This window comes from Geminicoccaceae bacterium, from assembly GCA_020638465.1.
GTDB lineage: Bacteria > Pseudomonadota > Alphaproteobacteria > Geminicoccales > Geminicoccaceae > JAGREO01.
On sequence record JACKIM010000002.1, the window covers coordinates 187,435 to 211,905 of the forward strand.

A 24,471-nucleotide genomic window follows, 5' to 3' on the forward strand; every position below is an offset into this window, starting at 1 on the left:
CCACATGACCATCTTCGAGATTTCGGCCATCCTCATCGTCATGGCGGCCCTGTTCGGCTACATCAACCACATGGTCTTCAAGCTGCCTCCGACCATCGGCCTCGTGGTCATGGGGCTGCTGGCCTCGTTTGCCGCCATGGGACTCGACCGGCTCATCCCCGGTTTCACCATGGTCGCCGACCTGCGGGCCTTCGTCTCCAGCATCGACTTCTACGATGCGCTGATGAACGGCATGCTCGGCTTCATCCTGTTCGCCGGGGCGCTGCACGTCAATTTTGCCGATCTCGCACATGAGAAATGGATGGTCATTCTCACGGCCACGGTCGGCCTCCTGATCTCGACATTCATCATCGGTTACGGTCTCAACTGGTATGCCGGAACGCCGCTGCTGGTGGCTCTCGTCTTCGGCGCTCTCATCAGCCCGACCGATCCCGTGGCTGTACTGGGCATGCTCAAGACCATCCGCGTGCCGAAGAGCCTGCAGACCAAGATCGCCGGCGAAAGCCTGTTCAATGACGGCGTCGCGGTGGTCGTGTTCCTCATCCTTGCGGCCCTGGCCTTCGGCGATGGCGGTCAGGCCACCGGGCCTCTGGACGTGGCCACGCTGTTTTTCCGTGACGCGGTCGGAGGGGCGGTCCTCGGTGCTGTGGCGGGCTGGCTGACCTGCCGACTGCTGGCCGAGGTGGACGAATACGTGCTCGAGGTCCTCATGACCCTGGCCCTGGTCATGGGAACCTACGCGCTGGCGGGCGCCCTGCACATGAGCGGACCCATCGCGGTGGTGCTGGCGGGACTCGTCGTCGGCAACAGCGGCTTCGAGTATGGCATGAGTGAGCGTACCCGGCTACATGTCGAGCGCTTCTGGCATCTCGTCGACGAGATCCTCAACGCTGCCCTGTTCCTGCTCATCGGCATCGAGGTGCTGGCCATTCCGTTCGAATCGAAGACCATGCACGTCATCTTCCTGATGATCCCGCTGGTCCTGGGTGCGAGGGTCGTGGCGATCGGCCTGCCGATGCTCGTTCTCGCGCGCCGACAGAGCTTCGGCAGGGGAACGTTGCCCATCCTCGTATGGGGCGGACTGCGCGGCGGCATTTCGGTGGCGCTCGCGCTCTCCCTGCCGGACAGCGAGTACAAGCCCATGATCATCGCGGCCACCTATGTCGTGGTGGTCTTCTCGATCATCGTCCAGGGCATGACCATGGCGCCCGTGATCCGCCGCTTCGGCCCGACGGCTGCCCGCGAGGAAATCATCTCGAAGACCGAGGCGGAAACCGGGGCGAAGATGAAAGGGGAGACCGCCTGAACAACATGGCGGCCCTGTGGATTCCGCCGCGGCGCGCCATATATGACCCATGGATTTTCCCGTTATCCGGAGGAGGCATATGATCGTTCCGACACTGCGCTACAACGATGCACGCCAGGCCATCGACTGGCTGTGCAGGACCTTCGGCTTCGAGCGTCATCTCGTGGTCGAGGGTGATGACGGCAGGATCGAGCATGCCCAGCTCACCTATGGCAGCGGCATGGTCATGCTGGGACACGCCAGCGACAGCCGGCCCGACCGCGGCGGCGAAGTCTATGTGGTGGTCTCCGATCCCGATGCCCATTGCCGGCGGGCGCGCGACGAGGGAGCCGAGATCGTCCGCGAGGTGACGAACCAGGACTATGGCGGGCGCCTCTATTCGGTGCGCGACCTTGAGGGCAAGTTCTGGCATTTCGGCAGCTACGATCCCTTCGACAAGTCGAACGGTCGCATCGACTATCATGAGGACGACGCGGCAAGCCTCGTCGAGATCCGGGTTGCCGGCCGGGTCACCGCCAATCGCTTCGAACAGGTGGTGGAGAAGCTTGAAGCCTTTCTCGCCCGACACGAGAAGGTGCGCATCGTCGAGATCGTCGAGAGCTTCGAGGGCATGGACCTGTCCCTGCTGTTCGACGATTTCCTCTTCAGCCTGCGGCACATGCGCCGTTTCAGCCATATCGCCGTCGTCACCGATCTGGGCTGGGTCGAGCGCATGACCAATGCGGCCGCCGTCATCATGCCGGCGAAAATCCGCGTCTTTCCGATGGAATCGGTCGAGGAGGCGCGAAGCTGGCTCAGGAAGACAACCTGAACCGGTAACGGAAATAAGAAAATATTCCTTGATCCTGTTGCCCGGTTCATGTCATACGGGTGGCATGATCACATCCTGCACCTCGACTCTGCCGCCCGCATCACGCGGATCATATCAACTGTGGGTACTATGTCGCCCGGAAAGGGACTATCTGAACGTTCTCCATTCGGAGAAGAACAAGAGACTTGAAAACATAAGCATGCTTATATTATGCTTTGCTCATGAACAGCGTTCCAACGGATTCCCTGGGTTTTCTGCTCCACGACGCGGCGCGGCTGATGCGCCGGCGGTTCGAGGATCGGGGGCAGCAATTCGGCCTGTCGACCGCACAATGGCGGTTGCTGGTGCACCTGGTGCGCGAGGGGGCGGCCGCGCAGGCGCGGATCGCCGAGTTGCTCGAAATCGAGCCCATCAGCGTCTCGCGGCTGGTGGATCGCATGGAGCAGGCCGGATGGGTCGAGCGTTGCCCCGACCCGGCGGACAGGCGGGTGCGGATCGTTCACCCGACCGCACAGGCGCTCGCGGCATTCAACGAGGTCCGTCTCATGGCGGGCGAGGTTTACGAGATCGCGCAGCAGGGGCTTGCCGCCGAAGAGCGCGCGGTCCTGATCAAGGCCCTCAAGGCCATCGTGCATAACCTGAGCGAGACGGACGCGGCCGGTCCGCAGATATTCCCCTTGAGGAAAGAAGCATAATCGATGAGTGCTGTCGTCAAACGCATGGAGCCCGATACGGCGCGCAAGAATTCCGACGATGCGCCGAAGGACTCTCCGCAGGCTTCCCCCTTGCCGGAAACACCCGCCGGGCGGGGCACCGAAGCCCCGGAGAGGCCGGTTCGCAGGAAAGGTCGTCGGATCTTCTGGATGCTCTTCGTCCCGGCCCTGCTGGTCGCCGGCGGTACCTATGTCTGGCTGGCCGGTGGACGGTTCGAAAGCACGGAGAACGCCAATCTGCAGGCGGCAATGATCGCCGTCAGCTCGCAGGTGGCTGGTCGGGCCGAGGATGTTCGGGTCCGGGACAATGTTATCGTCAAGGCCGGGGATGTTCTCTTCCAGGTCGACCCCGAACCCTATGCGATTGCCGTGGCGCACGCCAACGCCTCGCTGTCGGCAGCGCGGATCGAGGTTCGCCGGTTGCAGTCGGGCTACAGGCTGGCCATGGCCCAGTCGCAGATTGCCAGCGACAACCTCGCCTATTTCCAGCAGCAGTTCGACCGGCAGCGGGAGCTGAGAAGCCGCGGGGTGGCATCCGTGTCGTCCTATGACGGCGCGGTCCGCGACCTGCGCAACGCCGAGGATACGAAGGTCGCGGCGGACGAGGCGATAGCCAATGCGAAAGCGGCCCTGGGCGGTCTTCCGGTAGGCGGCGGCGAGAAGGTGGTCGATGACCATCCGACTGTCCGGGCGGCCCAGGCGGTAGCCGACAAGGCCGCCTACGACCTTGAGAACACCATGGTTCGCGCGCCCTCCGACGGGATTCTGGCCAAGGCGTCGTCCTTTCGCGAAGGAACCTATGTGACGCCGAGCGCTCCGCTGTTCGCGCTGGTCGAGACCGGAGAGCTGTGGGTCGATGCCAATTTCAAGGAAACCCAGCTCACCAACATGAAGGTGGGCCAGAAGGCCACCGTCGTCTTCGATGCCTTCCCGGACAGGGAGTTCGAGGCGACGGTCGATTCGATCGGCGCCGGCACGGGCGCGGAGTTCTCGCTGCTGCCGGCGCAGAACGCGACCGGAAACTGGGTTAAGGTTACCCAGCGTGTGCCGGTTCGCGTGCACCTTGAGGCCACTCCGGCGGAAACCGCGATGCTGGTCAACGGCATGAGCGCCGATGTCACGGTGGACACCGGGGTCGAGCGCACCTTGCGTGACCTTCTCCGCCATCTCGATCCGTTCTGACCGGGGGAAGGGCCATGTCCGCCTCGTCCGGCCAGGCGATGGATGTTCCGCATCGCGGGTTGATCACCGTGTCTGTGATGCTGGCCACCGTCATGCAGGTCCTCGACACGACCATCGCCAATGTCGCCCTGCCGACCATGACCGGCGATCTCGGCGCCTCGCCCGATACCATAACCTGGGTCCTGACCTCCTATATCGTCGCGGCGGCGATCATGACGCCGCTCACCGGCTGGCTCGCGGACCGCATAGGCCGCAAGCAGCTGTTCCTGGTCTCGATCGTCGGCTTTGTCGTGACCTCCATGGCCTGCGGCCTTGCCCGCAATCTCGACATGATGGTGCTGTTCCGCATCCTTCAGGGGCTGTTCGGCGCTGCCATCGTGCCACTGTCGCAGACCTTTCTCCTCGACATCAATCCCAAGGAGCGCCACGGGCAGGCCATGGCGATGTGGGGGGCGGGGATCATGGTGGGCCCGATCATCGGTCCGACCCTGGGAGGATGGTTGACCGAGGCGCTCAACTGGCGCTGGGTGTTCTTCATCAACCTGCCCGTGGGCATTCTCGCCTTTCTCGGCTCGGCAGGCTACCTGCCGCACATTGCCACCCGGCTTCGCAAGTTCGACTTCTTCGGCTTCGCCATGCTGTCTCTCGGTGTCGGCGCATTGCAGCTCATGCTCGATCGTGGCGGCGAGGTCGACTGGTTCGATGCCTATGAAACATGGATCGAGCTCGGGTTCTCCATCGCCGGATTCTGGGTCTTCATCGTCCACAGTGTCACCAGCGACGAACCGTTCATCGACCCGCGCATCTTCCTTGACCGGAATTTCACCACCGGCCTCGTCTTCATCTTCATCGTCGGCATCATCCTGCTGGCGAGTCTCGCCCTCCTGCCTCCCATGCTGGCCAGCGTGTTCGGCTATCCGACGATCACCTCGGGCGAGGTCATGGCGCCGCGCGGCGTCGGGACCATGATCTCGATGATCCTGGTGGGCCGGCTGATGCATCACGTCGATCCCCGCTTCCTGATCGTTACCGGCCTGACCCTGATCTGCATCTCGCTGTGGATGATGACCGGTTTCAGCCCGGATATCGATTCCACCCCGATCATTGTCAGCGGCGTCATCCAGGGGCTGGGACTCGGGCTCGTGTTCGTGCCGCTTTCGACCGTCGCCTTCGCCACGCTCGACGGCCGGTTTCGCACCGATGGCACGGCATTGTTCAGTCTGGTCCGCAACATCGGCTCGTCGATCGGCATCTCGATCACCAGTGCGCTCTGGACCCACAATGTCCAGGTCAACCATTCGGAGCTGGTCGCCAACATCCATCCGTTCAATCCGTTGCTCAAGCTGGCGGCACCCGCGGCGATTACTGGCGACCCGGCCACGCTTGCCCGCCTCGACGGCCTGATCGGCGTCCAGGCGCGGATGATCTCCTATCTCGACGATTTCAAGTTCATGCTGATCATTTCGGCGGCAGCGATCCTTCTCGTCTTCTTCCTCGATCGGCCCGAACGGTCGAAGGGGGGGCAGGCGGCCGCACCGCCGCCGGATTGAAACATTTCCCGGTCGTCAGGTGCGATCGCCCGGGAAATGCGTGAAAATCCCAACTCTTGGCCGTTTCCGTGAAAATCGCCATTCCCGCGACCTTGCCGATGCGGGTTGGATCGGCCAATGTCGAAGGACGCCAAAAGAGGGGCGTGAGGGAAGGGACAGTCAGGTTCGGCCCACGCCGCGGGGACTGGCGGTCGTCTCGAAGATGCTGGGATCGCCAATGATCGAGTGGTTGCTGACGCCGCTATCCGGGAGCGCCAGCCATTTCATCTCGCCGCCGGTTTTCTGGCACGCGCGGGGAATGGTGCTGGCATGGGGGATACTTCTGCCCCTGGGAGTGTTGATCGCCCGCTACATGAAGATCACCCCGGGACAGGGATGGCCGCGAGTGCTGGACAATCCGTTCTGGTGGAACTGGCACCGGGGGCTCCAATATACAGGCATCGGCATCGCGCTTGCCGCCCTGGCACTGATCCTCATGCGGGGCGGACATCGCCCGTGGATACCGATGCACGGTCTCATCGGATGGGCGGCGATCGTGCTGGGGGTGGCACAGGTGGTGTCGGCCTGGCTGCGCGGCAGCAAGGGCGGGCCGACCGGCGAGGGGTGCCTGACCGGCGATCTTCGTGGCGATCACTATGACATGACCCGGCGCCGTCTCATCTTCGAGTATTTCCACAAGCTGGGCGGGCTGGTCGCGGTCCTGCTGTCGGTCGTCGCGATCGTCACCGGTCTCGTGCTTGCCGACGCGCCGCGCTGGATGTTGCTGGCGATGCTGTGCTGGTGGGGCCTGCTGGTGGTTGTCGCCCTGCTCCTGCAAAGGCAGGGGAGGTGCATCGATACCTACCAGGCCATCTGGGGACCGGATGCCACGCTGCCAGGCAACCGGCGTCGTCCCGTCGGCTTCGGCATACGTCAGTTGTCGCCGGGCTCCGGCCAGCCTTTCGAACGACCCTGAATGCCACCCGGACGCGACCCATTCCTCGGATACCACAGGCTGTTACCACTATCGGAATTTCGTCAACACGCTGCTAGCCTGTCGTCGAAGGTTGATCGCCGGGAGGAGCGGGCAGGTGAGCGGCAAGGTCGAATACGGGGTGCCTCGTTGTACAGCCTATGACGTGGTGATCGTCGGCGGGGCGATGCAGGGCTCCTCGGTCGCATGGTTCCTGGCCGACAATCCCGATTTCGATGGCTCGATCCTGGTCGTCGAACGCGACCCGACCTACGAGTTCTGCTCGACGTCGCTCAGCAATAGCTGCATCCGGCAGCAGTACTCACGTGAAATCAATATCCGCGTGTCGCAGTTCGGTGCCGAATTCGTGCACGATCTGCGCAGGTTCATGGGGGGCGACGAGCGCGTGCCGGAGCTGCGCATCCGCAATTTCGGCTATCTCTACCTGGCCGCCAGCGAACGTTTCGCGCAAGCCCTGCGCCGCAACCAGCAGACGCAGGCTGCGTGCGGTGCCGGAACGCGATTGATGACGCCCGGGGAAATTCTTGCCGAATATCCCTTCTACAATATGGATGACGTCTTGCTCGGCAGCCACAATACGAGGGACGAAGGGTATTTTGACGGTATCACCGTCTTTGACTGGTTTCGTCGTTCCGCACGCGAGAAGGGTGTGGAATATCTGGCGAACGAGGTGGTCGCGATGACCCTCAATGCGGGCGGGACACGCATCGACAGCGTCACCCTCGCGACGGGCGGGCAGGTGGCCTGCGGGCAGGTGGTCAATGCATCGGGCCCGCGGGCGGCGCGGACAGCCCGCATGGCGGGCGTCGACGTTCCGGTGGAGCCGCGCAAGCGTTACACCTACATCTTCTCGGCGGCACGGCCGCTGGATCGCGATCTGCCGCTTACCATCGATCCGACGGGCATCCACATGCGCAGTGACGGTGTTCACTACATGGCCGGTTGCAAGCCGGATGACGATGGGCCGGCCGACTACGCGGATTTCGATGCCGATCATTCGCTGTGGGAGGAGAAGGTCTGGCCGGTGCTGGCGCATCGGGTGCCGGCCTTCGAGGCGATCCGGCTGATCCGGTCATGGGTGGGCCATTACGAATATAATGTCCTCGATCAGAATGCCATTCTGGGACCGCATACCACACTTGACAACCTTCTGTTCATCAATGGTTTTTCAGGACACGGACTGCAACAGGCGCCGGCGATGGGGCGAGGTCTCGCAGAATGGATCGTTTATGGGGAATATCGCAGTCTCGATCTGTCCCCCTTTGCCTACAAGCGTATCGAAGACGGTATTCCCTTTGATGAGGAAGCTGTCATCTGAGGTTCGGGGACGGGAGCAATTGCAGGGCTGGACGACCGCGCCGTTTCGACATTAACATGGAAGTTCGATGTTGTCTGACTGCGGAGATCATGGCGATGGCCGGCGGATTTGCCAGGGATGGGGCTGTACAGGATCAGATCGACGCCTCGATCGAGGACGCCATTCGGCATGCGCGCAGCCGCCTGCCGCAACCGGGTGACAGCCGTACACACTGTGTGAATTGCGACGAACCGATTCCCGAAGCGCGACGCACGGCGATCGCCGGCGTCCAGCTTTGCGTCGCCTGCCAGAGCGCGCACGACCGCACGGCCAATCTACCGGCGGGCTACAATCGCCGGGGCAGCAAGGATAGCCAGCTACGCTGACTGGCAAGACTGCGACTGCTGGCATTCAGCCGGCCGCACAAGGGGACGGTGCACTCTAGGACATACTGGACGGCAGCACGGCTCCCCGACTGTCGGAGTCACGGTAGCTGCCACCACCGGTCAGATGACGGATCCCGGACCGATGGATACGCCGCGCGATATCAGGATCGCCTCGGGCGAAGGAATCAACAGGCCGCAACGATCCGCCAGTGCGTCCACCTCGGTGGCGGTCAACAGGCCCAATTCCCTGCGGGTGCGGTCGCTCGTGCCAGACAATCGGGTCAGCTTTCGGGTACGAGCGTCACGCCGCGCGGTGCGAGTTCAAGCCATGCGGTGCTGCCGGCACCCAGAGGCCGGTCGACATGCTGGTCAATGCAGAACAGTTCGCCGAGCGGCGTACTCAATTCGTATTCCATGTGGCTTCCGAGATAGGAGGCCTTGGCGACAGCGACCTCGATGCGTCCATCGCCGGGGAATTCGTGAAGCTGGATCGCGCGCGGCCGGATAGCAAGCTGCGCCTTGCCCGGCGACAGGCCGTGTGCGGGGAGATCGAGCGTCAGTCCCGCGGCGATCACGTGGGCACGCTCACCGGTAACCGTCTCGACATGTGCATCGGTCAGGTTCGCATCGCCGATGAAATCGGCGACAAAACGGCTGGCGGGTTGTTCATAAAGCTGCCGCGGTGTGCCAATCTGGGCGATGACCGCCTCGTTCATGACGATGATGCGGTCGGAGACAGCCAGCGCTTCTTCCTGGTCGTGGGTGACATAGACGGCGGTTATGCCGAGTTTCTGCTGGAGTTCCCGCACTTCCTCCCGGACATGGCGACGCAGCTTGGCGTCGAGATTGGAAAGTGGCTCGTCGAACAGCAGGACTTCAGGCTCAAGGACGACGGCACGGGCCACGGCCACGCGCTGTTGCTGCCCGCCGGACAGTTCCGAGGGCAGCCGCTTGCCGTAATCGGCAAGTCCCACGAGGGCCAGGGCTTCGCGGGCCTTCGCGTGCGCGTCGCGCTTGCGGCTGCCGGATACCGTGAGGCCGTAGGCGACATTGTCGAGTACGTTCATGTGCGGGAACAGGGCGTAGGACTGGAATACCATCGCCACGTCGCGGGCCGTCGCCGGCAGGGCGGTGACGTCGCGCTCGCCGATGAAGATCCGGCCCTCACTGGCCAGCTCCAGGCCGGCGATCATCCGCAATGTGGTGGTCTTGCCGCAGCCGGACGGTCCCAGCAGGGTCACCAGTTCGCCGGCGGCGATCTCGAAGCTGATGTCACGCACCGCCTTCACCGCGCCGAAGGCCTTGGTGACATGCTCGAAGCGGACGGATTGCGGGGTGCTCATGGGGGCGCTCCGACAGGGGCAGGTTGATCGCCTCGTCGGCCGAGCTGACGGCGGCCGACAAGCAGTTGCAGCAGGCCGATGGCGAGCAGCATCACGAGGATGAGGGCGGAGGAATAGGCGATGGCCAGACCATAATCGCCATTCTCGACGCGGCCGAGGATATAGGAGGTCGCCATGTCGTAATTGGCCGAGACGAGGAAGATGACGGCCGAGATCGCGGTCATTGCTCGCACGAAGCTGTAGACCAGAGCGGCCAGGAGGGCAGGGCGCAGCAGCGGCAGCACAACCCGGCGCAGGGTCGTGAAATTGCTGGCGCGCAGGGTGAGCGAGGCCTCGTCGAGTGCCTTGTCGATCTGAGCGAGGGCGGCGATGCCTCCGCGCACGCCGACCGGCAGGTTGCGGAAGACGAACGAGATGATGAGGATGATCCCGGTCCCGGTAATTTCAACAGGCGGCACATTGAAGGCGAGGATGTAGGAGACGCCGATGACCGTTCCCGGAATGGCGAAAGACAACATGGTGGCGAATTCGAACAGCCGCTTGGCGGAAAAGTCCTGGCGCACCAGCAGCCACGCCGTGAGCAGGCCGATGAACGCCGTCGGCACGGCCGAGATGGCGGCAATCTCGATGGTGGTGAAGAAGCTGTTCCACGCCGTGCCGGACCAGACCAGCCCGTGATCGCCCTGGACGATGCCGAACGCGGCGACGTAGTGGCGCAGCGTGAAGGAATAGTCCCGGCCCCAGATCTCGACGAAACCGCCGACGACGATCATTGCATACATGATGGCGGTAAGTGCCGCCCAGGGAACGACCACACCCAGCACGGTCCGTTCCAGCCAGGGCGGCAGCCGCAGCGACACGCCGGCATCGCCCTTGCCGGTGACGGTCGTGTAGGTCTTGCGGCCCAGCCAGAACTGCTGGAGGAAAAAGGCCAGCAGGGTCATGCCCAGCAGCACGATGGCCAGGGACGCTGCGCGGCCGGGATCGTGCTGGGCGCCGACGATGGCAAAGAATATCTCGGTGGACAGCACGTCGTAATTGCCGCCGAGGACGAGGGGATTGCCGAAATCGGCGAGACTTTCGATGAAGCCGAGCAGGAAGGCGTTGGCCAGACCGGGCCGCATCAGCGGCAGCGAGACGGTGCGGAAGGTTGTCCAGCTGTCCGCGCGCAGGGTCTGTGCCGCCTCTTCCAGCGACGGGCTCACACCCTCGACGACGCCGATCAGCACGAGAAAGGCAATCGGCGTGAACGCGAGCATCTGCGCAAACCAGATGCCGGGGAATCCGTAGATCCAGCGGCCGGCCTCGATACCGAGGATATCCGCGACGAACTGGGTGACAGTGCCCGAGCGGCCGAACATCAGGATGATGGCGAGCCCGACGACAAAGGGTGGTGTGATGATCGGCAGCAGTGTCAGCTGCCGCAGGGCGGTCTTGAAGGGGAAACGGGTGCGGGTGGCGACCAGTGCGAAACACAGTCCGAGTACTGTGGTTCCGATGCCCACCGATACCGCGAGGAAGAACGAGTTCCATGCCACACCGCAGCGCCCGCCTGACAGGCATCCCAGGCCCCAGGCCCTGGTGTCGGTGAGGTTGGCCCCCAGATAGGCGAGGGATAATGCGCCATCGGGAGTCTCGAAGGCGCGGATCAGGATCTGGCTGACGGGAAAGGCGATGAACGCCACGACCATAGCCACGACGAGCCCGATGGCACCGGCGACGAACACGTCGCCGCGCACGGCACCGCGTCCGGCAAGGCCGGTGGTTGCCGTGAACAGCATGGCCACGAGCGTGATCGACGCTCCCCAGCCGATGCCATACTGGCGGGCATCGAGAGGGCCGAACAGGTCTTCGAGCCCGGCGAAAGCCCAGCCGCGGTGGTAAATGGCGAAACCCTGCAGCAGGAACAGCGCCAGACCGCCGAAACCGGCGACGATCATCAATCGCGCATCGTTGCGCAGGGCGGCCCACAGTCCGGCCACGAGCGGGATCAGCACCGGAGCAAGCCACCAGCGGCCATGAAACATCCACTGGAACAGGCCGGCTGCCTCATCGGAGTCGTCAATGAGGCCGCTGCCGAACCAGCCGAAGGCAAACAGCCCATCCTCCAGCGCGTACCAGGGCAGGAGCACATAGGCGAGAAGGCCGATCGCGGCCCATAACAGGCCGGAATGACCGGAACGTACCGCGATCGGCATGGATGGGATCAATCGTTACTGGACGTTGACTTCATTGTCCCATTTGGACAACAGGCGGCTGCGCTCGGCGGAACTGCCATATGTCTTGAAGTCGTAGTCGATCAGCTTGATGTCCGCGAACTTCGGTGCCTCGGGCGGCGGGGCGGCATTCTTGTTCGAGGGAACCTGGTAGGCGCCCACCGATCCCGCCATTTCCTGGATGTCGGCGCGCAGGGCGAAGTCGTAGAACTGCTTGGCCTCGTCCATGTTGCGTGCACCCTTGATGATGCTCATCGAGCCGATCTCGTAGCCCGTGCCTTCGCAGGGGCTGACCACCTCGATCGGGAAGCCGCCGACCTTCTGGGTCACGGCGTCATGCTGGAAGACGATGCCGATCGTGGTCTCGCCCCGGGCAGCAGCCTTGATCGGTGCGGAACCTGACTTCGTGTACTGGTTGATGTTCTTGTTCAGGGCCTTCAGCCATTCGAAGGCGGCATCCTCACCCAGAAGCTGTACCATCGTGGCCAGCGTCGTGTAGGCCGTGCCCGAACTGTTGGGGTTGGCCATCTGCACCTCGCCCCTGTACTCGTCCTTCACGAGATCCGCCCAGCACGCGGGAGCATCAAGGCCCTTTTCCGCAAGCAGTTCGGTATTGTAGCCGAAGCCCAGTGCACCTGCGTAGATGCCGACGGTCCGGCCACCGGCCGCTTCATGCTGCTTCCTGGCCCAGTCATGCAGCTCGTCCATCATGGGCGAGGTGTATTCCTCGGTGAGGCCCTCCTCGGCGGCCTGGAGATGCGGGTCGCCCGTACCGCCCCACCACACGTCGCCCTTGGGATTGTCCTTCTCGGCGAGGATCTGGGCATAGGTCTCGCCGGAACTCTTGCGGGTCATGGCGACCTCGATACCGGTGGCCTTGGTGAACTCGGTCACCATGAGCTGGCACCATTCCTCCTGCGGAGAACAGTACAGGGTGAGCTTGCCGGCAGCCTGGGCGCCGCTCGAAAGCGCCAGCAGCGCAAGTGCGCTGGTGGTCAGCAATGTCTTGATCATGGTCTGCCTCCCGGCGGGGTCTGGTTCATGTGACAGTTCTATGACACTTATGTGGCATCCATCGCCGGTTTGCGCTAGTCGGTCAAGGGGGTGCCGTTGTCGGGCATGGTTCTCCGTGTACGCGAAAAGCCACCTCGGACAACGCCCGCGATTGTCCGAGGTGAAGAGATGTGTGTCCAATGCAAAATGCCCGATGGTTGCAAGTGTCCTGCGCGCTCCGGTCGTCCCGCACGGCTGTACCATCCAAAAACGGCGATTTCACATGATTGGCAATCCAGGTCCGTAGCAGATGGCGCTCACTTGTAGTATGGGTCGATGTTCAACCTTTCGTTGAATCAAGCTTGAACGGTATTGTTCCTGATGTCCGCAACCATGACGCTGCTCAATCTCGCCGGTGCCATTGCCCTGCTCTTGTGGAGCGTGCGCATGGTCAGGACTGGCGTGACCCGGGCACTGGCGGGCCAGTTGCACAACATGATCGCCAGGGCGACCCCCAACCGCGTGGTCGCCGGTCTCAACGGCATGGCTGCGACCATCGTCGTGCAGAGCAGCGTGGCTGTGGCGATGATTGTCGCGTCGTTGGCCGGGCGCGGTGCCATGAGTACGGTGGCCGGGCTGGCGGTGTTGCTCGGGGCGGATGTCGGCAGCACGATGGTGGTGCAGATCCTCGCCTTTGACGTATCCTGGCTGTCTCCATTGGCTATTCTCGTCGGTGTGATCAGCTTCAAGAGTGCCGAAGGCGGCATCCGCCGGCACCTCGGACGGTTTTCCATCGGCATCGGCCTGCTGCTCCTGTCGCTCGGGCTCATCAAGGCGGCCTCTGCACCCTTGCGCGGCGCCGAGGGGCTCATCGCCCTGCTGCACGGCATCGCCGGAGATCCGTTGCTGGCGTGCCTCATGGCGATCGTGCTGACCTGGATCGCACATTCCAGTCTTGCCGTGATCCTCCTTGTCATCTCGCTGGCCGCGGAGTCGGTGCTGGGCGTCGAAGGGGCGGCGGCCATGGTGCTTGGCGCGAATATCGGGAGCTCGCTTGTTCCGGTCCTCGCCAGCCTCAAGGCCGCACCGCCCGCGCGCAGGGTGCCGGTCGGCAACCTTCTCATGCGCGGCAGCATGGCCCTGCTGGGCCTTGCCCTGATTCCCGAAGTGCTGGCGGGACTTTCCGCATTGGCCGGTATCGGCGGAGACGTGGCCCGATTGCTTGCGGCGTTCCACACGGCTTTCAACCTGATCGTGCTGCTCGCCTTCATGCCGCTGCTCGGCCCGGTTGCGCGGATGATCGAGCGTGTTCTTCCCGAAGCGATCGATCCTGCCGATCCGGCGCGGCCCATCCATCTCGACACCGATCTGGTCGATGACCCGCCGACGGCCCTTGCCGCGGCCTCGCGCGAAGCCCTTCGAATGGCGGATACCGCCGAAGTGGTTCTTCGTCAGTCCCTGGACTTCCTCATGTCGGGCGACGACCGGCTCCTGCCGCAGATGGCCACCGGGGAGCGTGTGCTCGACCGCCTGCACCGGGCGATCAAGCTCTATCTCATTCGCGTGCATCGCGAGGGACTGGACGACCGCGATGCCCGTCGGCAGATGGAAATCATGGCGCTGGTGACCAATCTCGAACATTTCGGCGACATCATCGACCACAACCTGATCGAGGCCGGCCGCAAGCGCGCACGGGCGCACCTGCACTTTTCAGCTAGCGAGGCGCGCGAGATCCGCGACCTGCACGAACTGGTCGAACGTGACCTCAAGCTGGCCGCGGGGGTGTTCATGACACGTGATGTGGCCATGGCGCGCAAGCTGGTCGCCCGCAAGTCGGTGCTGCGCGATGTCGAGCGCCGCGCCGCCGAAGACCAGCTTGCGCGGTTGAGCGAAAGGGATTCAGCCGCGGCCAATCTCCATCTCGACGTCATTCGCGACCTCAAGCGGCTGCACTCCCACATCGCCGCCATCGCCTATCCGCTGCTCGAGGCCGAAGGCGAACTGGCCCGCACCCGCCTTGTCGAAACGGCCTACGAGGTTCGCATGCAGGAGTGAATATGCATGGCGTACGGCTGTCGTGCCCGTCAGCCCGACAGGAGGGGGATGGGGATCCCGAAGACGTCGGCGAGCAGGACGAAATTGAGACAGAGCACGACGACAGTGCCCACCAGGGCCAGCAGGCGGATGACCGGACCGACTGTGAACTCGCCCATGATATCGCGTCTCGCCGAAAAGATGAGCAGGGCGATCATCGGCACGGGCAGGGCAATGCTGAGCACGACCTGGCTGAGCACCAGGGCCTGGGTGGCGTTTACGCCCGCGGCCACCACGGCAAAGGCCGGTATCATCGTGATCAGGCGACGTACCCAGATGGGTACGTGGAAATGCAGGAAGCCCTGCATGATCATCTGTCCGGCCATTGTGCCCACCACGGAACTTGAGATGCCCGAGGCGATCAGCGAGGTGAGGAACATGACGGCCGCGGCAGCCCCGAGCAGCGGGGTGAGCATATGGTAGGCCGTCTCGATTTCGGCAACCTCCGAATGCCCCTGGTGGAAGGCGCTGGCAGCCATCATGACCATGGCCATGTTGACCATTCCGGCAACGGCCAGCGCCATCACGACCTCGACATTCGAGAAACGCAGCACCTTGCGGCGGTCGTCCTCGTTGCGGATCGTCGCCCGTGACTGGGTTAGGCTGGAGTGCAGATAGATGGCGTGCGGCATTACCGTGGCGCCAATGATGCCGACGGCGATGGTGAGCGCGGCACTATCGGGCAATTGCGGCGATATCAGTCCCGAAGCGACACCATTCCATTCGATGGGAGCGATCAGCACCTCGGCGAGATAGCATAGTCCGATCACGCCGACGAGTGCGCCGATGATGAGTTCCATGGGCCTGAAGCCCTGCCGTTCGAACAGCAGGATCGCGTAGGTGACGATTGCGGTGACCGCCATGCCGACCATGAGCGGCATGTCGAACAGCAATGCGAGGCCGATGGCTCCGCCGAGAAACTCCGCGAGATCCGTGGCCATTGCCGCCACTTCGCTGATGCCCCACATGACCCAGACGACGGGGCGGGGGAAGTTGTCGCGCGACAGCTCGGCGAGGTTCCTGCCGGTCACGATGCCGAGCCGGGCCGACAACGCCTGAAAGAGCATGGCGATGAGATTGGCCAGCAGCACCACCCACAAGAGCGCATAACCGTAACCGGCACCGGCCTGGATGTTGGTAGCATAATTGCCGGGGTCCATATAGGCGACCGAAGCGATGATCGCGGGGCCGGCGAACAGCAGGCGGCTGCGCCATCCTCCGCTCTGTCCCGCCAGCACGGATGACATGGCAGTGCGCGCCTGCTCGGTCATGGATGCCATGAAGACTCCTCGTGACTTTATAGCTCAACGCGAAACTAATAGCTGTTGCTATAAGTTGTGCAAGGTGATTTTCAATGCCTGCCCGTTCGTGGTATTCCGGCTGGCCAAAAGGTAGAGCCAAGGCTATAAGCCATTCCCATTCGACGCAGACAGTCGGGGAAACGCCATTGTCTCTCTCGTCGCTTCCGCCTGCCAAGCAGGCTGACCGCTTCGCCCGTGCGCGGGCGGTCCAGTCCATGGCCCTGCTCGAGGACTATGTCGAGTTGATCGGCGATCTGATCGGGGAACTCGGCGAGGCTCGGGTGGCCGACATCGCGCTGCGCATGGGGGTGGCCCAGCCGACGGCGACCAAGGCCATTTCACGCCTCAAGCGCGAGGGGCTCGCGACCTCGCGCCCCTATCGTGGCGTGTTCCTCACCGAGGAGGGGGCGATCCTTGCCGACCGCGTACGGGCACGCCACCGTACCGTGGTCGAGCTTCTCGTCGCCGTGGGTGTTCCGCGGGAAACGGCCGAAATCGATGCCGAGGGCATCGAACACCACGTCTCCGATCGAAGCCTCGCCGCCTTTGCCGGCTACCTGAAACGGAATGGTGGAGGCGGGAAAAGCACCTGAAATCCGTATGCCGTTGACTTGGTATGCAGGAATTTGCCCGGCATCGGTCGTCCAACACTTGAGGAATTCCGCCGCGCGGCGGAGACCGAAGTCGATGAATCCCTCCGACGGTCACGAATCGCCGGCTTCAAGGGAATGGCATGCAATCCCGTCGGTCAGTGAGCATCGACCGGTTCGAGGCCATTCTGGCGGATGGTGATGAAGGCAAGCTCGCGGGTATCGGCAAAGGCCAGCGGCTGTCCCTCATTGTCGAATATGGCGTAATAGACCACCTCGTCGTTGTCGATCGGGATGACGTAGGCCTGACCGTGGGTCATGGTGCGCAGGTCGATGGCGAAATTCAGGGCGACTTCCTGGGGCGAGGTCAAATTCGCTTCTCCGTTCTCGGGCATTCCGCTGTCGCGGCCGGCATGAACGGGTGTTCGCGGGCGACTTCATCGCAGATCCGCCCGGGCATCCTTCGACCAGTCCGACGACCATTCCCGTTGTACACAGAAAGGTTTAAGAATCGGTTTATCAACGAGAAACCAGCAGGAAGGGCGGGAATTTTGGCTCCAGTTGTTCTGGCATCGGCCAGTACCGCGCGGGCGGCGATGCTCGGTGCTGCCGGCATCGCCGTGCGGTCGGTGCCGGCTGCGGTCGACGAGGCGGCGTTGCGAGAGGCGCTGATGGCCGACGGTGCGCAGCCGGAGGATGCGGCAACGGTGTTGGCCGAGATGAAGGGTCGTGCCGTGCTGCCGCGACTGACCGCGGATGAGGAGATCGTGCTGGCCAGCGACCAGTTGCTGGTCACCGATGACGGACGCTGGCTGGACAAGCCGCTGACCCGCGAGCGAGGGCGGTCGCAGTTGCGGGACCTGGCCGGAAAGCGCCACCGGCTTGTGGTGTCGGCGGTCGGTTTTCGCGGTGGAACGCGGGTATGGCATGAGGTCAGCGAGGCGCGTCTGTGGATGCGCCCGTTGAGCGAAACATTCATTGACGATTATCTCGACCGGGCCGGCGAGGCGGTGCTGCATTCGGTGGGCTGCTATCATCTGGAGGGGCTGGGTGTGCAGCTCATGGCGCGCGTACAGGGCGACTGGTTCACCATACTGGGAATGCCGCTGCTGCCGGTCTTGCAGTTCCTGCGCGATCAGCGGGTGCTGGCGGACTGATGCTGGTGATCGGCCTGACGGGCGGGATTGCCATGGGGAAGAGTCATGCCGCGCGGGCGTTTCGCCTGTTTGGCGTGCCGGTGTTCGATGCCGATGCGTCGGTGCATGCGCTCTTCCGCCAGCCGTCGACCCTGCCGGTACGCATCGAGAGGCGCTTTCCCGGTGTGATCGACGGGCATGGCGATGTCGACCGCCAAAAACTGGGGGCACGCGTGCTGGGCGATGCCGTGGCGCTGCGCGATCTGGAGGGGCTGGTCCATCCGGCCGTGCGCGAGGTGCAGTGCGCCTTCATGCAGGCGGCGGGCCGGGCGGGTGAGCGGGTGGTGGTACTCGACGTCCCGCTGTTGTTCGAAAGCGACGGTGGCCGGCGCTGTGACCTTGTAGCGGTGGTCGAGGCCCATCCATGGTTGCAGCGGCAACGCGCACTTGCACGGCCGGGGATGACAGCAGCCCGGCTCGATGCCATTCTCGCCAAGCAGATGCCGGCCGCCGAAAAGCGCCGTCGGGCGGATTTCGTCATCCCGTCCGGTTATGATCGCGGGGCTACGGTCGCGGCGGTCTCGGACGTGCTGGCCGCGACCCTGGACTGGCCACACAAGGCCTGGCCGGCACGTTGGCTGCGACATTGACGAGCGGGACATGAAGCCGGGTAGCGGCACGACCGGCCGGCTCTGGGAGAAACGATGCGCGAGATTGTTCTCGATACGGAAACAACTGGCCTAAATCCGGACGATGGCGACCGTATTGTCGAGATCGGTGCCGTCGAGATCGAGCATCTGATCCCCACGGGCCGCACCTATCACCAGTACATCAATCCCGAGCGTTCCATGCCCGAGGAAGCCTTCAAGGTGCACGGGCTGGGCGATGAATTCCTCGCAGACAAGCCGGTATTTGCCTCCATCGTCGATGCCTTCGTCGAATTCGTCGGCGATGTGCCGCTGGTCATTCACAATGCCCGTTTCGACATGCGGTTCATCAATGCCGAATTGAAGTGGGCAGGGCGCAGGCTGATTCCGGGGGATCGGGCCGTCGATACGCTGGGCATGGCGCAGCAACGCTTCCCGGGGCAGCAGAACAGCCTCGATGCCCTGTGCCGGCGTTTCGGCGTGGACGGTTCGAGGCGCGTGCTGCATGGCGCCTTGCTCGACTGCGAGTTGCTGGCGGAAGTCTATCTGCATCTGCGTGGAGGGCGCCAGACCGGCCTCGATCTCGTGGCATCGTCCGTTGGGGCCGGCCGAAAGGGCGGTGCAATCGCCGACCGCCCCGTTCGGCCCGCCCGCAGCTTTCCCGCGAGCGAGGCCGAGCTCGCGGCGCACCGGGCATTCGTGGCAAAGATCAAGGACCCGCTGTGGAATACCTGATCCGGTGTCGGCGTTCCGGATCGGCAACCCGTCTTGACCGCGGGCGCGCCACGGCGTAGATCGCGTGACGTGCCTCTGTGGTGGAATTGGTAGACACGACAGACTCAAAATCTGTTGCCCGCAAGGGCGTGCTGGTTCGAGTCCGGCCAGGGGCACCATCCCGTTTTCGAGATTGTCGCGACCTGCCAATGCTTTCGAAAGGGGTGGTGGTTGCCGACGTTCGATGTTCGTTCCCCCGGGCATTGTCTGCCTGCACGATTGTCGTCATTTCGTCGTCGTGCTGCTAGAACGCGGTGATCGATCCGCCGCGTATTGGGAGCGCGTTCATGACCATCGGTATCCTTTGTGCCATCCCCGAGGAGCTGGAGCACCTGTCATCGGTTCTCGATGGGCGGGAAACGGTGGCGCTGGCCGGGAAGACATTCGTATGCGGCAGGCTCGATGGCCACGAGGTGGTGCTGGTCGGTGCCGGTATCGGCAAGGTCAACACAGCGTTGACATCGACATTGCTGGTCCATCATTTCTCGTCCCGGTTGATCATTTTCTCCGGTGTCGCCGGCGGACTCGATCCGTCGCTGCGTATCGGTGACGTGGTGATTGCCGACCTGACCATGCAGCATGATGCCGGCTGGATTGCCGACGAGCGCATTCACACCTATCAGGCAGGACATGTGCCGTTCTTCAACCCTACCGATCGGTTGGGCTATGCGGTTCCGGCGGCGCTGATCGAGCGGGTCCGGGGATCGCTCGACGGGTTGGAGCTGCCACCCTTGTCGAAGGGGGCTGGCGGTGACGGCTCCGCACCTTCCATCGTCTATGGTTCCATTCTTTCAGGCGACCAGTTCCTCAATTGTGAAAGGACGCGCGTTCGCCTGTTCAACGAACTCGGTGGCAAGGCGATCGAGATGGAAGGCGGTGCACTCGGGCAGGTCTGCGAGGCATTCGGCATACCTTTCCTCGATATCCGCTCCTTGTCCGATCTCGCCGGAGCGGAATCGCGTCATGATTTCGCCAGTTTCGTCCACGAGGTCGCTGCCAGTTCGGCAACAATCCTCAGGCGCATCCTTCCGGTCGTCTGATGATCCCGGTCCGTCGTCATTTGGACGGGGTCAGCGATGCCGATGGTCGTAGATGCCCAGATCGTCGATCCGGTTGACATCCATTTCAAGGAAGCCGAGGCGTCCCTCTATGTAGGTCAGCCGCCGGTTCTGCTGCTGCAGCATCAGGCAGAGCTTGAAGCTGTCGCTGTCCCCCGTGAAACCGAGAGCCGTGCAGTCAGCGCGGTCCTGGGCGGCGAGAGCGGCCGGGTTTTCCCCGGCACAGGATGCCAGCAGCATGCCGGCCGTCAGGGGGAGCAGAAGCGATTTCAGGTTCATGTATCAGGCCATGTGCGGGTGAAACTCGCAATGTCGGGTCGCTCCGGGGGAAGATGCGGATGGGCGAAGGTCCCGACATACAGGATGCCCAGTATATGTTCGTCGGCGTCAAGGCCCAGACCGGCCTTCACGGTCGGGCTGTAGGCATTGGCGCCCGTCGCCCATTTTGCGGCGTAGCCGAGCGAGTGGGCGGCGAGCAGCAGGTTCTCGATCGAGGCCGAGGCGGCGGCGATCTGTTCGATCGCCGGAATCTTGGGGTGATTCTCGATCACCCTGGCGATGGCGATCAGCACCAGAGGTGCGCGGGTGGGTGTGCTGCGCTGCTTTTCGATCTCGGCGGGGGAGGCGTCGGGACGGGCATCGATGACACCGCGAGCGAAGAGATCTCCCAGTGAAGATCGCCCCTCGCCGGAGATGATCAGGTAGCGCCACGGAACCAGTTTGCCATGGTCCGGTGCTGCTGCTGCTGCTGCCAGCATCCTCCGAAGATCGGTCTGCGATGGACCCGGTCCCGTCATCTTGACCGGCGGGACAGTCGTTCGTTGGATAATTTCATCAATCAAGACATTTCCTCAAGTTATTGGAATAAAACGTTTCAGGAGAAGGCTGTCGGCGTATTCCCTGTGATGTGCCGGAGCTTAACTCCGAATTTACCTATTTCTGGCTTGATGTCGCAATGCGGCATCGGCATGCTGCGTTGCGAAAGTAGGTTGCAGGTTCCGGCCGGCCCCGCAAGGTCTTGCATGCTTCTCGCGGTGGAACGGCGGAATGGTGGCGAATCGCATGGTCGGGCCGGGGGTTGCCGGTCGGCATCAAGGAGTTGAGAATGTCTGATCACGGGTTGTACATCGAGGATCTCGAAGAGGGCATGACCGCCGCCTTCGGCAAGACCATCACGGATGCCGATATTCTCATGTTTGCCGGTGTCTCCGGCGATACCAATCCGGTCCATCTGAACGAGGAGTTTGCCGGCGGGACGGCATTCAAGGGGCGCATCGCGCACGGCATGCTCACGGCCAGCCTGATCTCGACGGTCATCGGCACCAAGCTGCCCGGTCCGGGATGCATCTATGTCAGCCAGAGCCTGAAATTCCTCGCGCCGGTGCGTGCGGGCGATACCGTGCGCGCGATCGTGACGATCAGGCAGATCAACCATGAGCGTCGCCGCGTGACGATGGAAACGGTCTGCATGGTTGGTGACAAGAAGGTGCTTGATGGCGAGGCGCTGATCATGGTCGCGCGTCGTGAGGCCGAACAACCCGCCAAGGCGGAGGTGGCTGCCGTCAGCAGCTGACGGGTTCCGTTGCATTCCGGCAACTGGTTGTAATCGATGGTGGGGCGGGTGCGGTTTTTGCCTGCCCCTTCATGTTTTCGGGTCCGGGGTGTTGCTGTCATTCCGGTCTTTGGCGTCATTGCGCCCGGTGCTGCCGGTGCGTACCCGGAATGCCAGTCGGAACAGGGCGGGCGAGGTCCGGATCAGTCCGACAAAATTGCCCCGCTGGCCGACGGGAATACTCGGGCGTGACGTCCGGCGATAGATTGCGAACAACAGCAGCAGTCCGTGCATTGCGGAACAGTAGTAGAAAAGCGCGCTGTTGCCGAACAGGGTGACGGCGGCCGAACCCGCGAACGGACCCACGGTGGCTCCGATGCCGAAGATGAGAAACAGGCCCGCCGACACCTCGACATATTCGTCATCGTGGGCGAAGTCGTTGGCATGGGTCATCGCGATCGAATAGATGGGGACGGCAAAGCCTCCGAAGAGAAACCCCGCGGTGATGAACCATGCGGCGCCGAGTGTGGCCAGATGGCCCATGATTCCGCTTGAAATCATGGCTCCCACGGTCGCGATCATCAGGACGACGCGGCGGTCGATGCGGTCGGAGAGCGCGCCCATCGGAAATTGCAGCACCGCACCGCCAAGGATGAAGGCGCTCATCAGCATGGCGATTTCGGCAACGCTCAAGCCGAGGTCGAAGGCCACGGTGGGGGCGACCATGCGGAAGGTGCCGTTGACCAGCCCGACCCCGAAGACGCCTGCCGCACCCAGCGGCGAAAGGCGCAGCAGCCACATGATGCGCATCTTCGGTTGTGGCGGTGGCGATGGCGGTATGGCCCGGCTCATGGATAGCGGCACCAGTGCACAGCAGAAGAACAGTGCGACGATGCTGAATATCTCGTAGGAGCGCGGGTCGGCGAGTGTGAGGATGAACTGTCCCGCGGTGACGCAGCCGAGATCGACCAGACGGTAGACGCTCAGCACCCGTCCCCGGTTCTCGTTGGTGCTTCGCGCATTCAGCCAGCTTTCAAGAACCAGCGTGAGACCGGCAAAGCACACTCCTCCGGCGATGCGGAGCAGGCTCCAGGCGAGCGGCGACACCAGCATCGCGTGGATCAGTGCCGAGGCGGCATAGAGTGCGCCCATGGCGGCAAAGGTGCGGACATGGCCTGCACGGATGATCAGCCGCGGTGCCCAGATCGAACCGGCAATGAAACCGGCATAGAAGGCCGAACCGATCAGGCCGATGGTTGTTGGAGAGAAGTGCTCCAGGTTGGCGCGAACCGAGATCAGGGTGCCGAACAGGCCATTGCCGGCGAGCAGGACGCCGGCCGAAACGAGCAGGGCGGCGAATGATGCCAGATGGCTCATGATCGGTTCGTCGCGATTGCGGCAAAAATACCAGAAGGCTGCCGTCCTGGAAGACACAGCATGTCGTTCATCAATGGCCAGACCGAGCGAATGTGGAGCGATTGTCTTCAACCGGGGAAGACTAGGGCGTCCGTCTGGCAACTGCAATTTCGATATCGTGATCGGCGGAGCCGAGTCGTCACGTATTGAGGAACGACCTTTAACCGGAGATTAAGGGGATTTCGCCTAATCTGCATGCTGAACTCGCATGGAGATCGGTTGTTGCGTCATACGATGGCCCGCAATTGCTGGCTGGCACTTCTGCTTGTCGTGGCAGCGGTGTTGTGCCCGCGCGGCCTTATGGCGGCAGAATTTCCGCCGGACGACGGCATGCGGGAACTGACCCTGGCCACGGTTTCGCCCGAGGTCAGTGCGGTGGAAGCGCAGATGGAGCCGATCCTCGCTGCTGCCAACAGGATTCTTGCAGCTGACAATATCCGGCTGGAACTGAGGGTTTTCGGCACATATACCAGCCTTGTCTGGCAAATGTGGGATGAGGGGGTCGACCTCATCATCGACCAGACGCTGATGGCGCTCAACATCATGCGCGACACGTCAAGCCGGCCGCTCGGGGCCGTGACCCGGCCGGGCGGTGCGTTGACGCGGTCGATCATCGTCGTGCTGGCCGACAGCGACATCCGGACGCTGAAGGATCTCGTCGGGCGCAGGCTCGCCTTTTCGCGTCCCGCCTCGAGCTTCGGCCACATGCTGCCGCGCATCTCCCTGGGTCTCGACCGCTATGGTCTCGTCGAGACCCATGCCGGAGTGCCCGACGGCAGTCACCCCGATGCGATTTCAATGGTCTTCACCCAGGGCTCGTTGAGCCCGATCATCTGGCTGCACAAGGGACGGGTCGATGCGGCCGCCGTTCCCGAGAACATGCTCGACCATTTCGAGTGGAACAGGCCGGGCCGCTTCCGCCGCATCGCAGCCTCCGAAACGGTGCCGCAGCAACTCGTCATCTGTCGGCCAGGTCTGGATGCGGACACGACGGGCCTGCTCGCGAAGGCGCTTTCGGCAGGTCTCTCGGAGGCGGGGCGCGATTTTGGCGAATGGCTGGAACTGAAGCCGGCCGAACTGGCGAAACTCAACCGGCTGTCGGTCGGCATCGTTCGCATGGACGGTAGCTGACC

General features: G+C 63.2%; 25 protein-coding genes and 1 tRNA gene. 17 read left to right on the forward strand and 9 right to left on the reverse strand.

Features of this window, described 5'->3' with window-relative positions; translation table 11 throughout:
- The first annotated feature begins 4 nt into the window (after positions 1-4).
- The 8 genes from H6851_11290 to H6851_11325 all read left to right on the forward strand — a co-directional run bounded on the left by H6851_11290 (position 5) and on the right by H6851_11325 (position 8,218).
- Complete coding sequence (locus H6851_11290) at positions 5-1,306, forward strand: sodium:proton antiporter (protein MCB9944187.1); 1,302 nt, start codon at positions 5-7, stop codon at positions 1,304-1,306.
- 49 nt (positions 1,307-1,355) lie between these two features.
- Complete coding sequence (locus H6851_11295; protein ID MCB9944188.1) at positions 1,356-2,117, forward strand: STAS/SEC14 domain-containing protein; 762 nt, start codon at positions 1,356-1,358, stop codon at positions 2,115-2,117.
- Between the two features lie 221 nt (positions 2,118-2,338).
- Positions 2,339-2,812: a MarR family transcriptional regulator gene (locus H6851_11300; protein MCB9944189.1), complete on the forward strand. Its 474-nt coding sequence runs from the start codon at positions 2,339-2,341 to the stop codon at positions 2,810-2,812.
- Positions 2,813-2,815: 3 nt separating this feature from the next.
- Positions 2,816-4,012 carry an HlyD family secretion protein gene (locus H6851_11305; GenBank protein MCB9944190.1) on the forward strand — a complete coding sequence of 399 codons (1,197 nt, stop codon included), beginning with the start codon at positions 2,816-2,818 and terminating at the stop codon, positions 4,010-4,012.
- Between the two features lie 14 nt (positions 4,013-4,026).
- Positions 4,027-5,562 carry a DHA2 family efflux MFS transporter permease subunit gene (locus H6851_11310; protein MCB9944191.1) on the forward strand — a complete coding sequence of 512 codons (1,536 nt, stop codon included), beginning with the start codon at positions 4,027-4,029 and terminating at the stop codon, positions 5,560-5,562.
- A gap of 298 nt (positions 5,563-5,860) precedes the next feature.
- A complete protein-coding gene (locus H6851_11315) occupies positions 5,861-6,517 on the forward strand; it encodes a cytochrome B (protein MCB9944192.1) in 657 nt (218 codons plus the stop codon).
- Positions 6,426-7,853 carry an FAD-binding oxidoreductase gene (locus H6851_11320; protein MCB9944193.1) on the forward strand — a complete coding sequence of 476 codons (1,428 nt, stop codon included), beginning with the start codon at positions 6,426-6,428 and terminating at the stop codon, positions 7,851-7,853. The genes H6851_11315 and H6851_11320 overlap by 92 nt, the downstream gene beginning before the upstream one ends.
- A gap of 95 nt (positions 7,854-7,948) precedes the next feature.
- Positions 7,949-8,218, forward strand: a complete 270-nt coding sequence (locus H6851_11325; GenBank protein ID MCB9944194.1) for a DksA/TraR family C4-type zinc finger protein — start codon at positions 7,949-7,951, stop codon at positions 8,216-8,218.
- 120 nt (positions 8,219-8,338) lie between these two features.
- Here the strand turns inward: H6851_11325 and H6851_11330 are convergent, their stop codons facing one another.
- Genes H6851_11330 through H6851_11345 form a run of 4 tightly spaced genes read right to left on the reverse strand, consistent with a single transcriptional unit; the run spans position 8,339 to position 12,791 of the window.
- On the reverse strand, positions 8,339-8,494 hold the full coding sequence (locus tag H6851_11330; protein MCB9944195.1) for a hypothetical protein: 156 nt from the start codon (positions 8,492-8,494) through the stop codon (positions 8,339-8,341).
- Positions 8,495-8,499: 5 nt separating this feature from the next.
- Positions 8,500-9,561, reverse strand: coding sequence for an ABC transporter ATP-binding protein (locus tag H6851_11335; GenBank protein ID MCB9944196.1), 1,062 nt, complete (start codon positions 9,559-9,561; stop codon positions 8,500-8,502).
- Positions 9,558-11,759: an iron ABC transporter permease gene (locus H6851_11340; GenBank protein MCB9944197.1), complete on the reverse strand. Its 2,202-nt coding sequence runs from the start codon at positions 11,757-11,759 to the stop codon at positions 9,558-9,560. The genes H6851_11335 and H6851_11340 overlap by 4 nt, the downstream gene beginning before the upstream one ends.
- Positions 11,760-11,774: 15 nt before the next feature.
- The gene (locus H6851_11345; GenBank protein MCB9944198.1) at positions 11,775-12,791 is read right to left on the reverse strand and encodes an ABC transporter substrate-binding protein; all 1,017 of its coding nucleotides are present in this window, start codon (positions 12,789-12,791) and stop codon (positions 11,775-11,777) included.
- A 360-nt stretch (positions 12,792-13,151) separates the two neighbouring features.
- Between H6851_11345 and H6851_11350 the strand changes: the two genes are divergently transcribed.
- Positions 13,152-14,825, forward strand: coding sequence for a Na/Pi cotransporter family protein (locus tag H6851_11350; protein ID MCB9944199.1), 1,674 nt, complete (start codon positions 13,152-13,154; stop codon positions 14,823-14,825).
- A 29-nt stretch (positions 14,826-14,854) separates the two neighbouring features.
- Here the strand turns inward: H6851_11350 and H6851_11355 are convergent, their stop codons facing one another.
- Positions 14,855-16,144 carry an Nramp family divalent metal transporter gene (locus tag H6851_11355; GenBank protein MCB9944200.1) on the reverse strand — a complete coding sequence of 430 codons (1,290 nt, stop codon included), beginning with the start codon at positions 16,142-16,144 and terminating at the stop codon, positions 14,855-14,857.
- A 74-nt stretch (positions 16,145-16,218) separates the two neighbouring features.
- Here H6851_11355 and mntR point away from each other — a divergent pair, with 74 nt between their 5' ends.
- Positions 16,219-16,758: a manganese-binding transcriptional regulator MntR gene (gene mntR / locus H6851_11360; protein ID MCB9944201.1), complete on the forward strand. Its 540-nt coding sequence runs from the start codon at positions 16,219-16,221 to the stop codon at positions 16,756-16,758.
- Between the two features lie 155 nt (positions 16,759-16,913).
- On the opposite strand, the gene H6851_11365 is transcribed toward mntR, so the two are convergent.
- Entirely contained in the window at positions 16,914-17,126 is a 213-nt protein-coding gene (locus tag H6851_11365; GenBank protein ID MCB9944202.1) for a DUF1150 family protein, read from the reverse strand.
- 42 nt (positions 17,127-17,168) lie between these two features.
- On the opposite strand from H6851_11365, the gene H6851_11370 reads away from it, so the two are divergent.
- The 5 genes from H6851_11370 to H6851_11390 all read left to right on the forward strand — a co-directional run bounded on the left by H6851_11370 (position 17,169) and on the right by H6851_11390 (position 20,352).
- The gene (locus H6851_11370) at positions 17,169-17,912 is read left to right on the forward strand and encodes a Maf-like protein (GenBank protein ID MCB9944203.1); all 744 of its coding nucleotides are present in this window, start codon (positions 17,169-17,171) and stop codon (positions 17,910-17,912) included.
- Entirely contained in the window at positions 17,912-18,541 is a 630-nt protein-coding gene (locus H6851_11375) for a dephospho-CoA kinase (protein MCB9944204.1), read from the forward strand. The genes H6851_11370 and H6851_11375 overlap by 1 nt, the downstream gene beginning before the upstream one ends.
- Before the next feature lie 54 nt (positions 18,542-18,595).
- Complete coding sequence (dnaQ, locus tag H6851_11380) at positions 18,596-19,273, forward strand: DNA polymerase III subunit epsilon (GenBank protein ID MCB9944205.1); 678 nt, start codon at positions 18,596-18,598, stop codon at positions 19,271-19,273.
- Between the two features lie 71 nt (positions 19,274-19,344).
- Positions 19,345-19,431 (forward strand) — tRNA-Leu (locus H6851_11385).
- A 168-nt stretch (positions 19,432-19,599) separates the two neighbouring features.
- Positions 19,600-20,352: a 5'-methylthioadenosine/adenosylhomocysteine nucleosidase gene (locus H6851_11390; protein ID MCB9944206.1), complete on the forward strand. Its 753-nt coding sequence runs from the start codon at positions 19,600-19,602 to the stop codon at positions 20,350-20,352.
- A 30-nt stretch (positions 20,353-20,382) separates the two neighbouring features.
- On the opposite strand, the gene H6851_11395 is transcribed toward H6851_11390, so the two are convergent.
- Together H6851_11395 and H6851_11400 are read right to left on the reverse strand one after the other, a co-directional pair.
- Positions 20,383-20,649 carry a hypothetical protein gene (locus H6851_11395; protein MCB9944207.1) on the reverse strand — a complete coding sequence of 89 codons (267 nt, stop codon included), beginning with the start codon at positions 20,647-20,649 and terminating at the stop codon, positions 20,383-20,385.
- Complete coding sequence (locus H6851_11400; protein ID MCB9944208.1) at positions 20,646-21,212, reverse strand: nitroreductase; 567 nt, start codon at positions 21,210-21,212, stop codon at positions 20,646-20,648. Before H6851_11400 ends, H6851_11395 begins: the two co-directional genes overlap by 4 nt.
- A 263-nt stretch (positions 21,213-21,475) precedes the next feature.
- Between H6851_11400 and H6851_11405 the strand changes: the two genes are divergently transcribed.
- Positions 21,476-21,943, forward strand: a complete 468-nt coding sequence (locus H6851_11405) for a MaoC family dehydratase (protein ID MCB9944209.1) — start codon at positions 21,476-21,478, stop codon at positions 21,941-21,943.
- A 69-nt stretch (positions 21,944-22,012) separates the two neighbouring features.
- Here the strand turns inward: H6851_11405 and H6851_11410 are convergent, their stop codons facing one another.
- On the reverse strand, positions 22,013-23,299 hold the full coding sequence (locus H6851_11410; protein ID MCB9944210.1) for an MFS transporter: 1,287 nt from the start codon (positions 23,297-23,299) through the stop codon (positions 22,013-22,015).
- A gap of 261 nt (positions 23,300-23,560) precedes the next feature.
- Here H6851_11410 and H6851_11415 point away from each other — a divergent pair, with 261 nt between their 5' ends.
- The gene (locus tag H6851_11415; protein MCB9944211.1) at positions 23,561-24,469 is read left to right on the forward strand and encodes a PhnD/SsuA/transferrin family substrate-binding protein; all 909 of its coding nucleotides are present in this window, start codon (positions 23,561-23,563) and stop codon (positions 24,467-24,469) included.
- Positions 24,470-24,471: the final 2 nt, after the last annotated feature.

Bases quoted from the DNA above. Each gene is read 5' to 3' on its own strand.
- H6851_11290 (MCB9944187.1), top strand. From the start codon at position 5: ATGACCATCTTCGAGATTTCGGCCATCCTCATCGTCATGGCGGCCCTG.
- H6851_11295 (MCB9944188.1), top strand. From the start codon at position 1,356: ATGGATTTTCCCGTTATCCGGAGGAGGCATATGATCGTTCCGACACTG.
- H6851_11300 (MCB9944189.1), top strand. From the start codon at position 2,339: ATGAACAGCGTTCCAACGGATTCCCTGGGTTTTCTGCTCCACGACGCG.
- H6851_11305 (MCB9944190.1), top strand. From the start codon at position 2,816: ATGAGTGCTGTCGTCAAACGCATGGAGCCCGATACGGCGCGCAAGAAT.
- H6851_11310 (MCB9944191.1), top strand. From the start codon at position 4,027: ATGTCCGCCTCGTCCGGCCAGGCGATGGATGTTCCGCATCGCGGGTTG.
- H6851_11315 (MCB9944192.1), top strand. From the start codon at position 5,861: ATGGTGCTGGCATGGGGGATACTTCTGCCCCTGGGAGTGTTGATCGCC.
- H6851_11320 (MCB9944193.1), top strand. From the start codon at position 6,426: ATGCCACGCTGCCAGGCAACCGGCGTCGTCCCGTCGGCTTCGGCATAC.
- H6851_11325 (MCB9944194.1), top strand. From the start codon at position 7,949: ATGGCCGGCGGATTTGCCAGGGATGGGGCTGTACAGGATCAGATCGAC.
- H6851_11335 (MCB9944196.1), bottom strand. From the start codon at position 9,561: ATGAGCACCCCGCAATCCGTCCGCTTCGAGCATGTCACCAAGGCCTTC.
- H6851_11340 (MCB9944197.1), bottom strand. From the start codon at position 11,759: ATGCCGATCGCGGTACGTTCCGGTCATTCCGGCCTGTTATGGGCCGCG.
- H6851_11345 (MCB9944198.1), bottom strand. From the start codon at position 12,791: ATGATCAAGACATTGCTGACCACCAGCGCACTTGCGCTGCTGGCGCTT.
- H6851_11350 (MCB9944199.1), top strand. From the start codon at position 13,152: ATGTCCGCAACCATGACGCTGCTCAATCTCGCCGGTGCCATTGCCCTG.
- H6851_11355 (MCB9944200.1), bottom strand. From the start codon at position 16,144: ATGGCATCCATGACCGAGCAGGCGCGCACTGCCATGTCATCCGTGCTG.
- mntR (MCB9944201.1), top strand. From the start codon at position 16,219: ATGCCTGCCCGTTCGTGGTATTCCGGCTGGCCAAAAGGTAGAGCCAAG.
- H6851_11370 (MCB9944203.1), top strand. From the start codon at position 17,169: ATGAACGGGTGTTCGCGGGCGACTTCATCGCAGATCCGCCCGGGCATC.
- H6851_11375 (MCB9944204.1), top strand. From the start codon at position 17,912: ATGCTGGTGATCGGCCTGACGGGCGGGATTGCCATGGGGAAGAGTCAT.
- dnaQ (MCB9944205.1), top strand. From the start codon at position 18,596: ATGCGCGAGATTGTTCTCGATACGGAAACAACTGGCCTAAATCCGGAC.
- H6851_11390 (MCB9944206.1), top strand. From the start codon at position 19,600: ATGACCATCGGTATCCTTTGTGCCATCCCCGAGGAGCTGGAGCACCTG.
- H6851_11395 (MCB9944207.1), bottom strand. From the start codon at position 20,649: ATGAACCTGAAATCGCTTCTGCTCCCCCTGACGGCCGGCATGCTGCTG.
- H6851_11405 (MCB9944209.1), top strand. From the start codon at position 21,476: ATGTCTGATCACGGGTTGTACATCGAGGATCTCGAAGAGGGCATGACC.
- H6851_11410 (MCB9944210.1), bottom strand. From the start codon at position 23,299: ATGAGCCATCTGGCATCATTCGCCGCCCTGCTCGTTTCGGCCGGCGTC.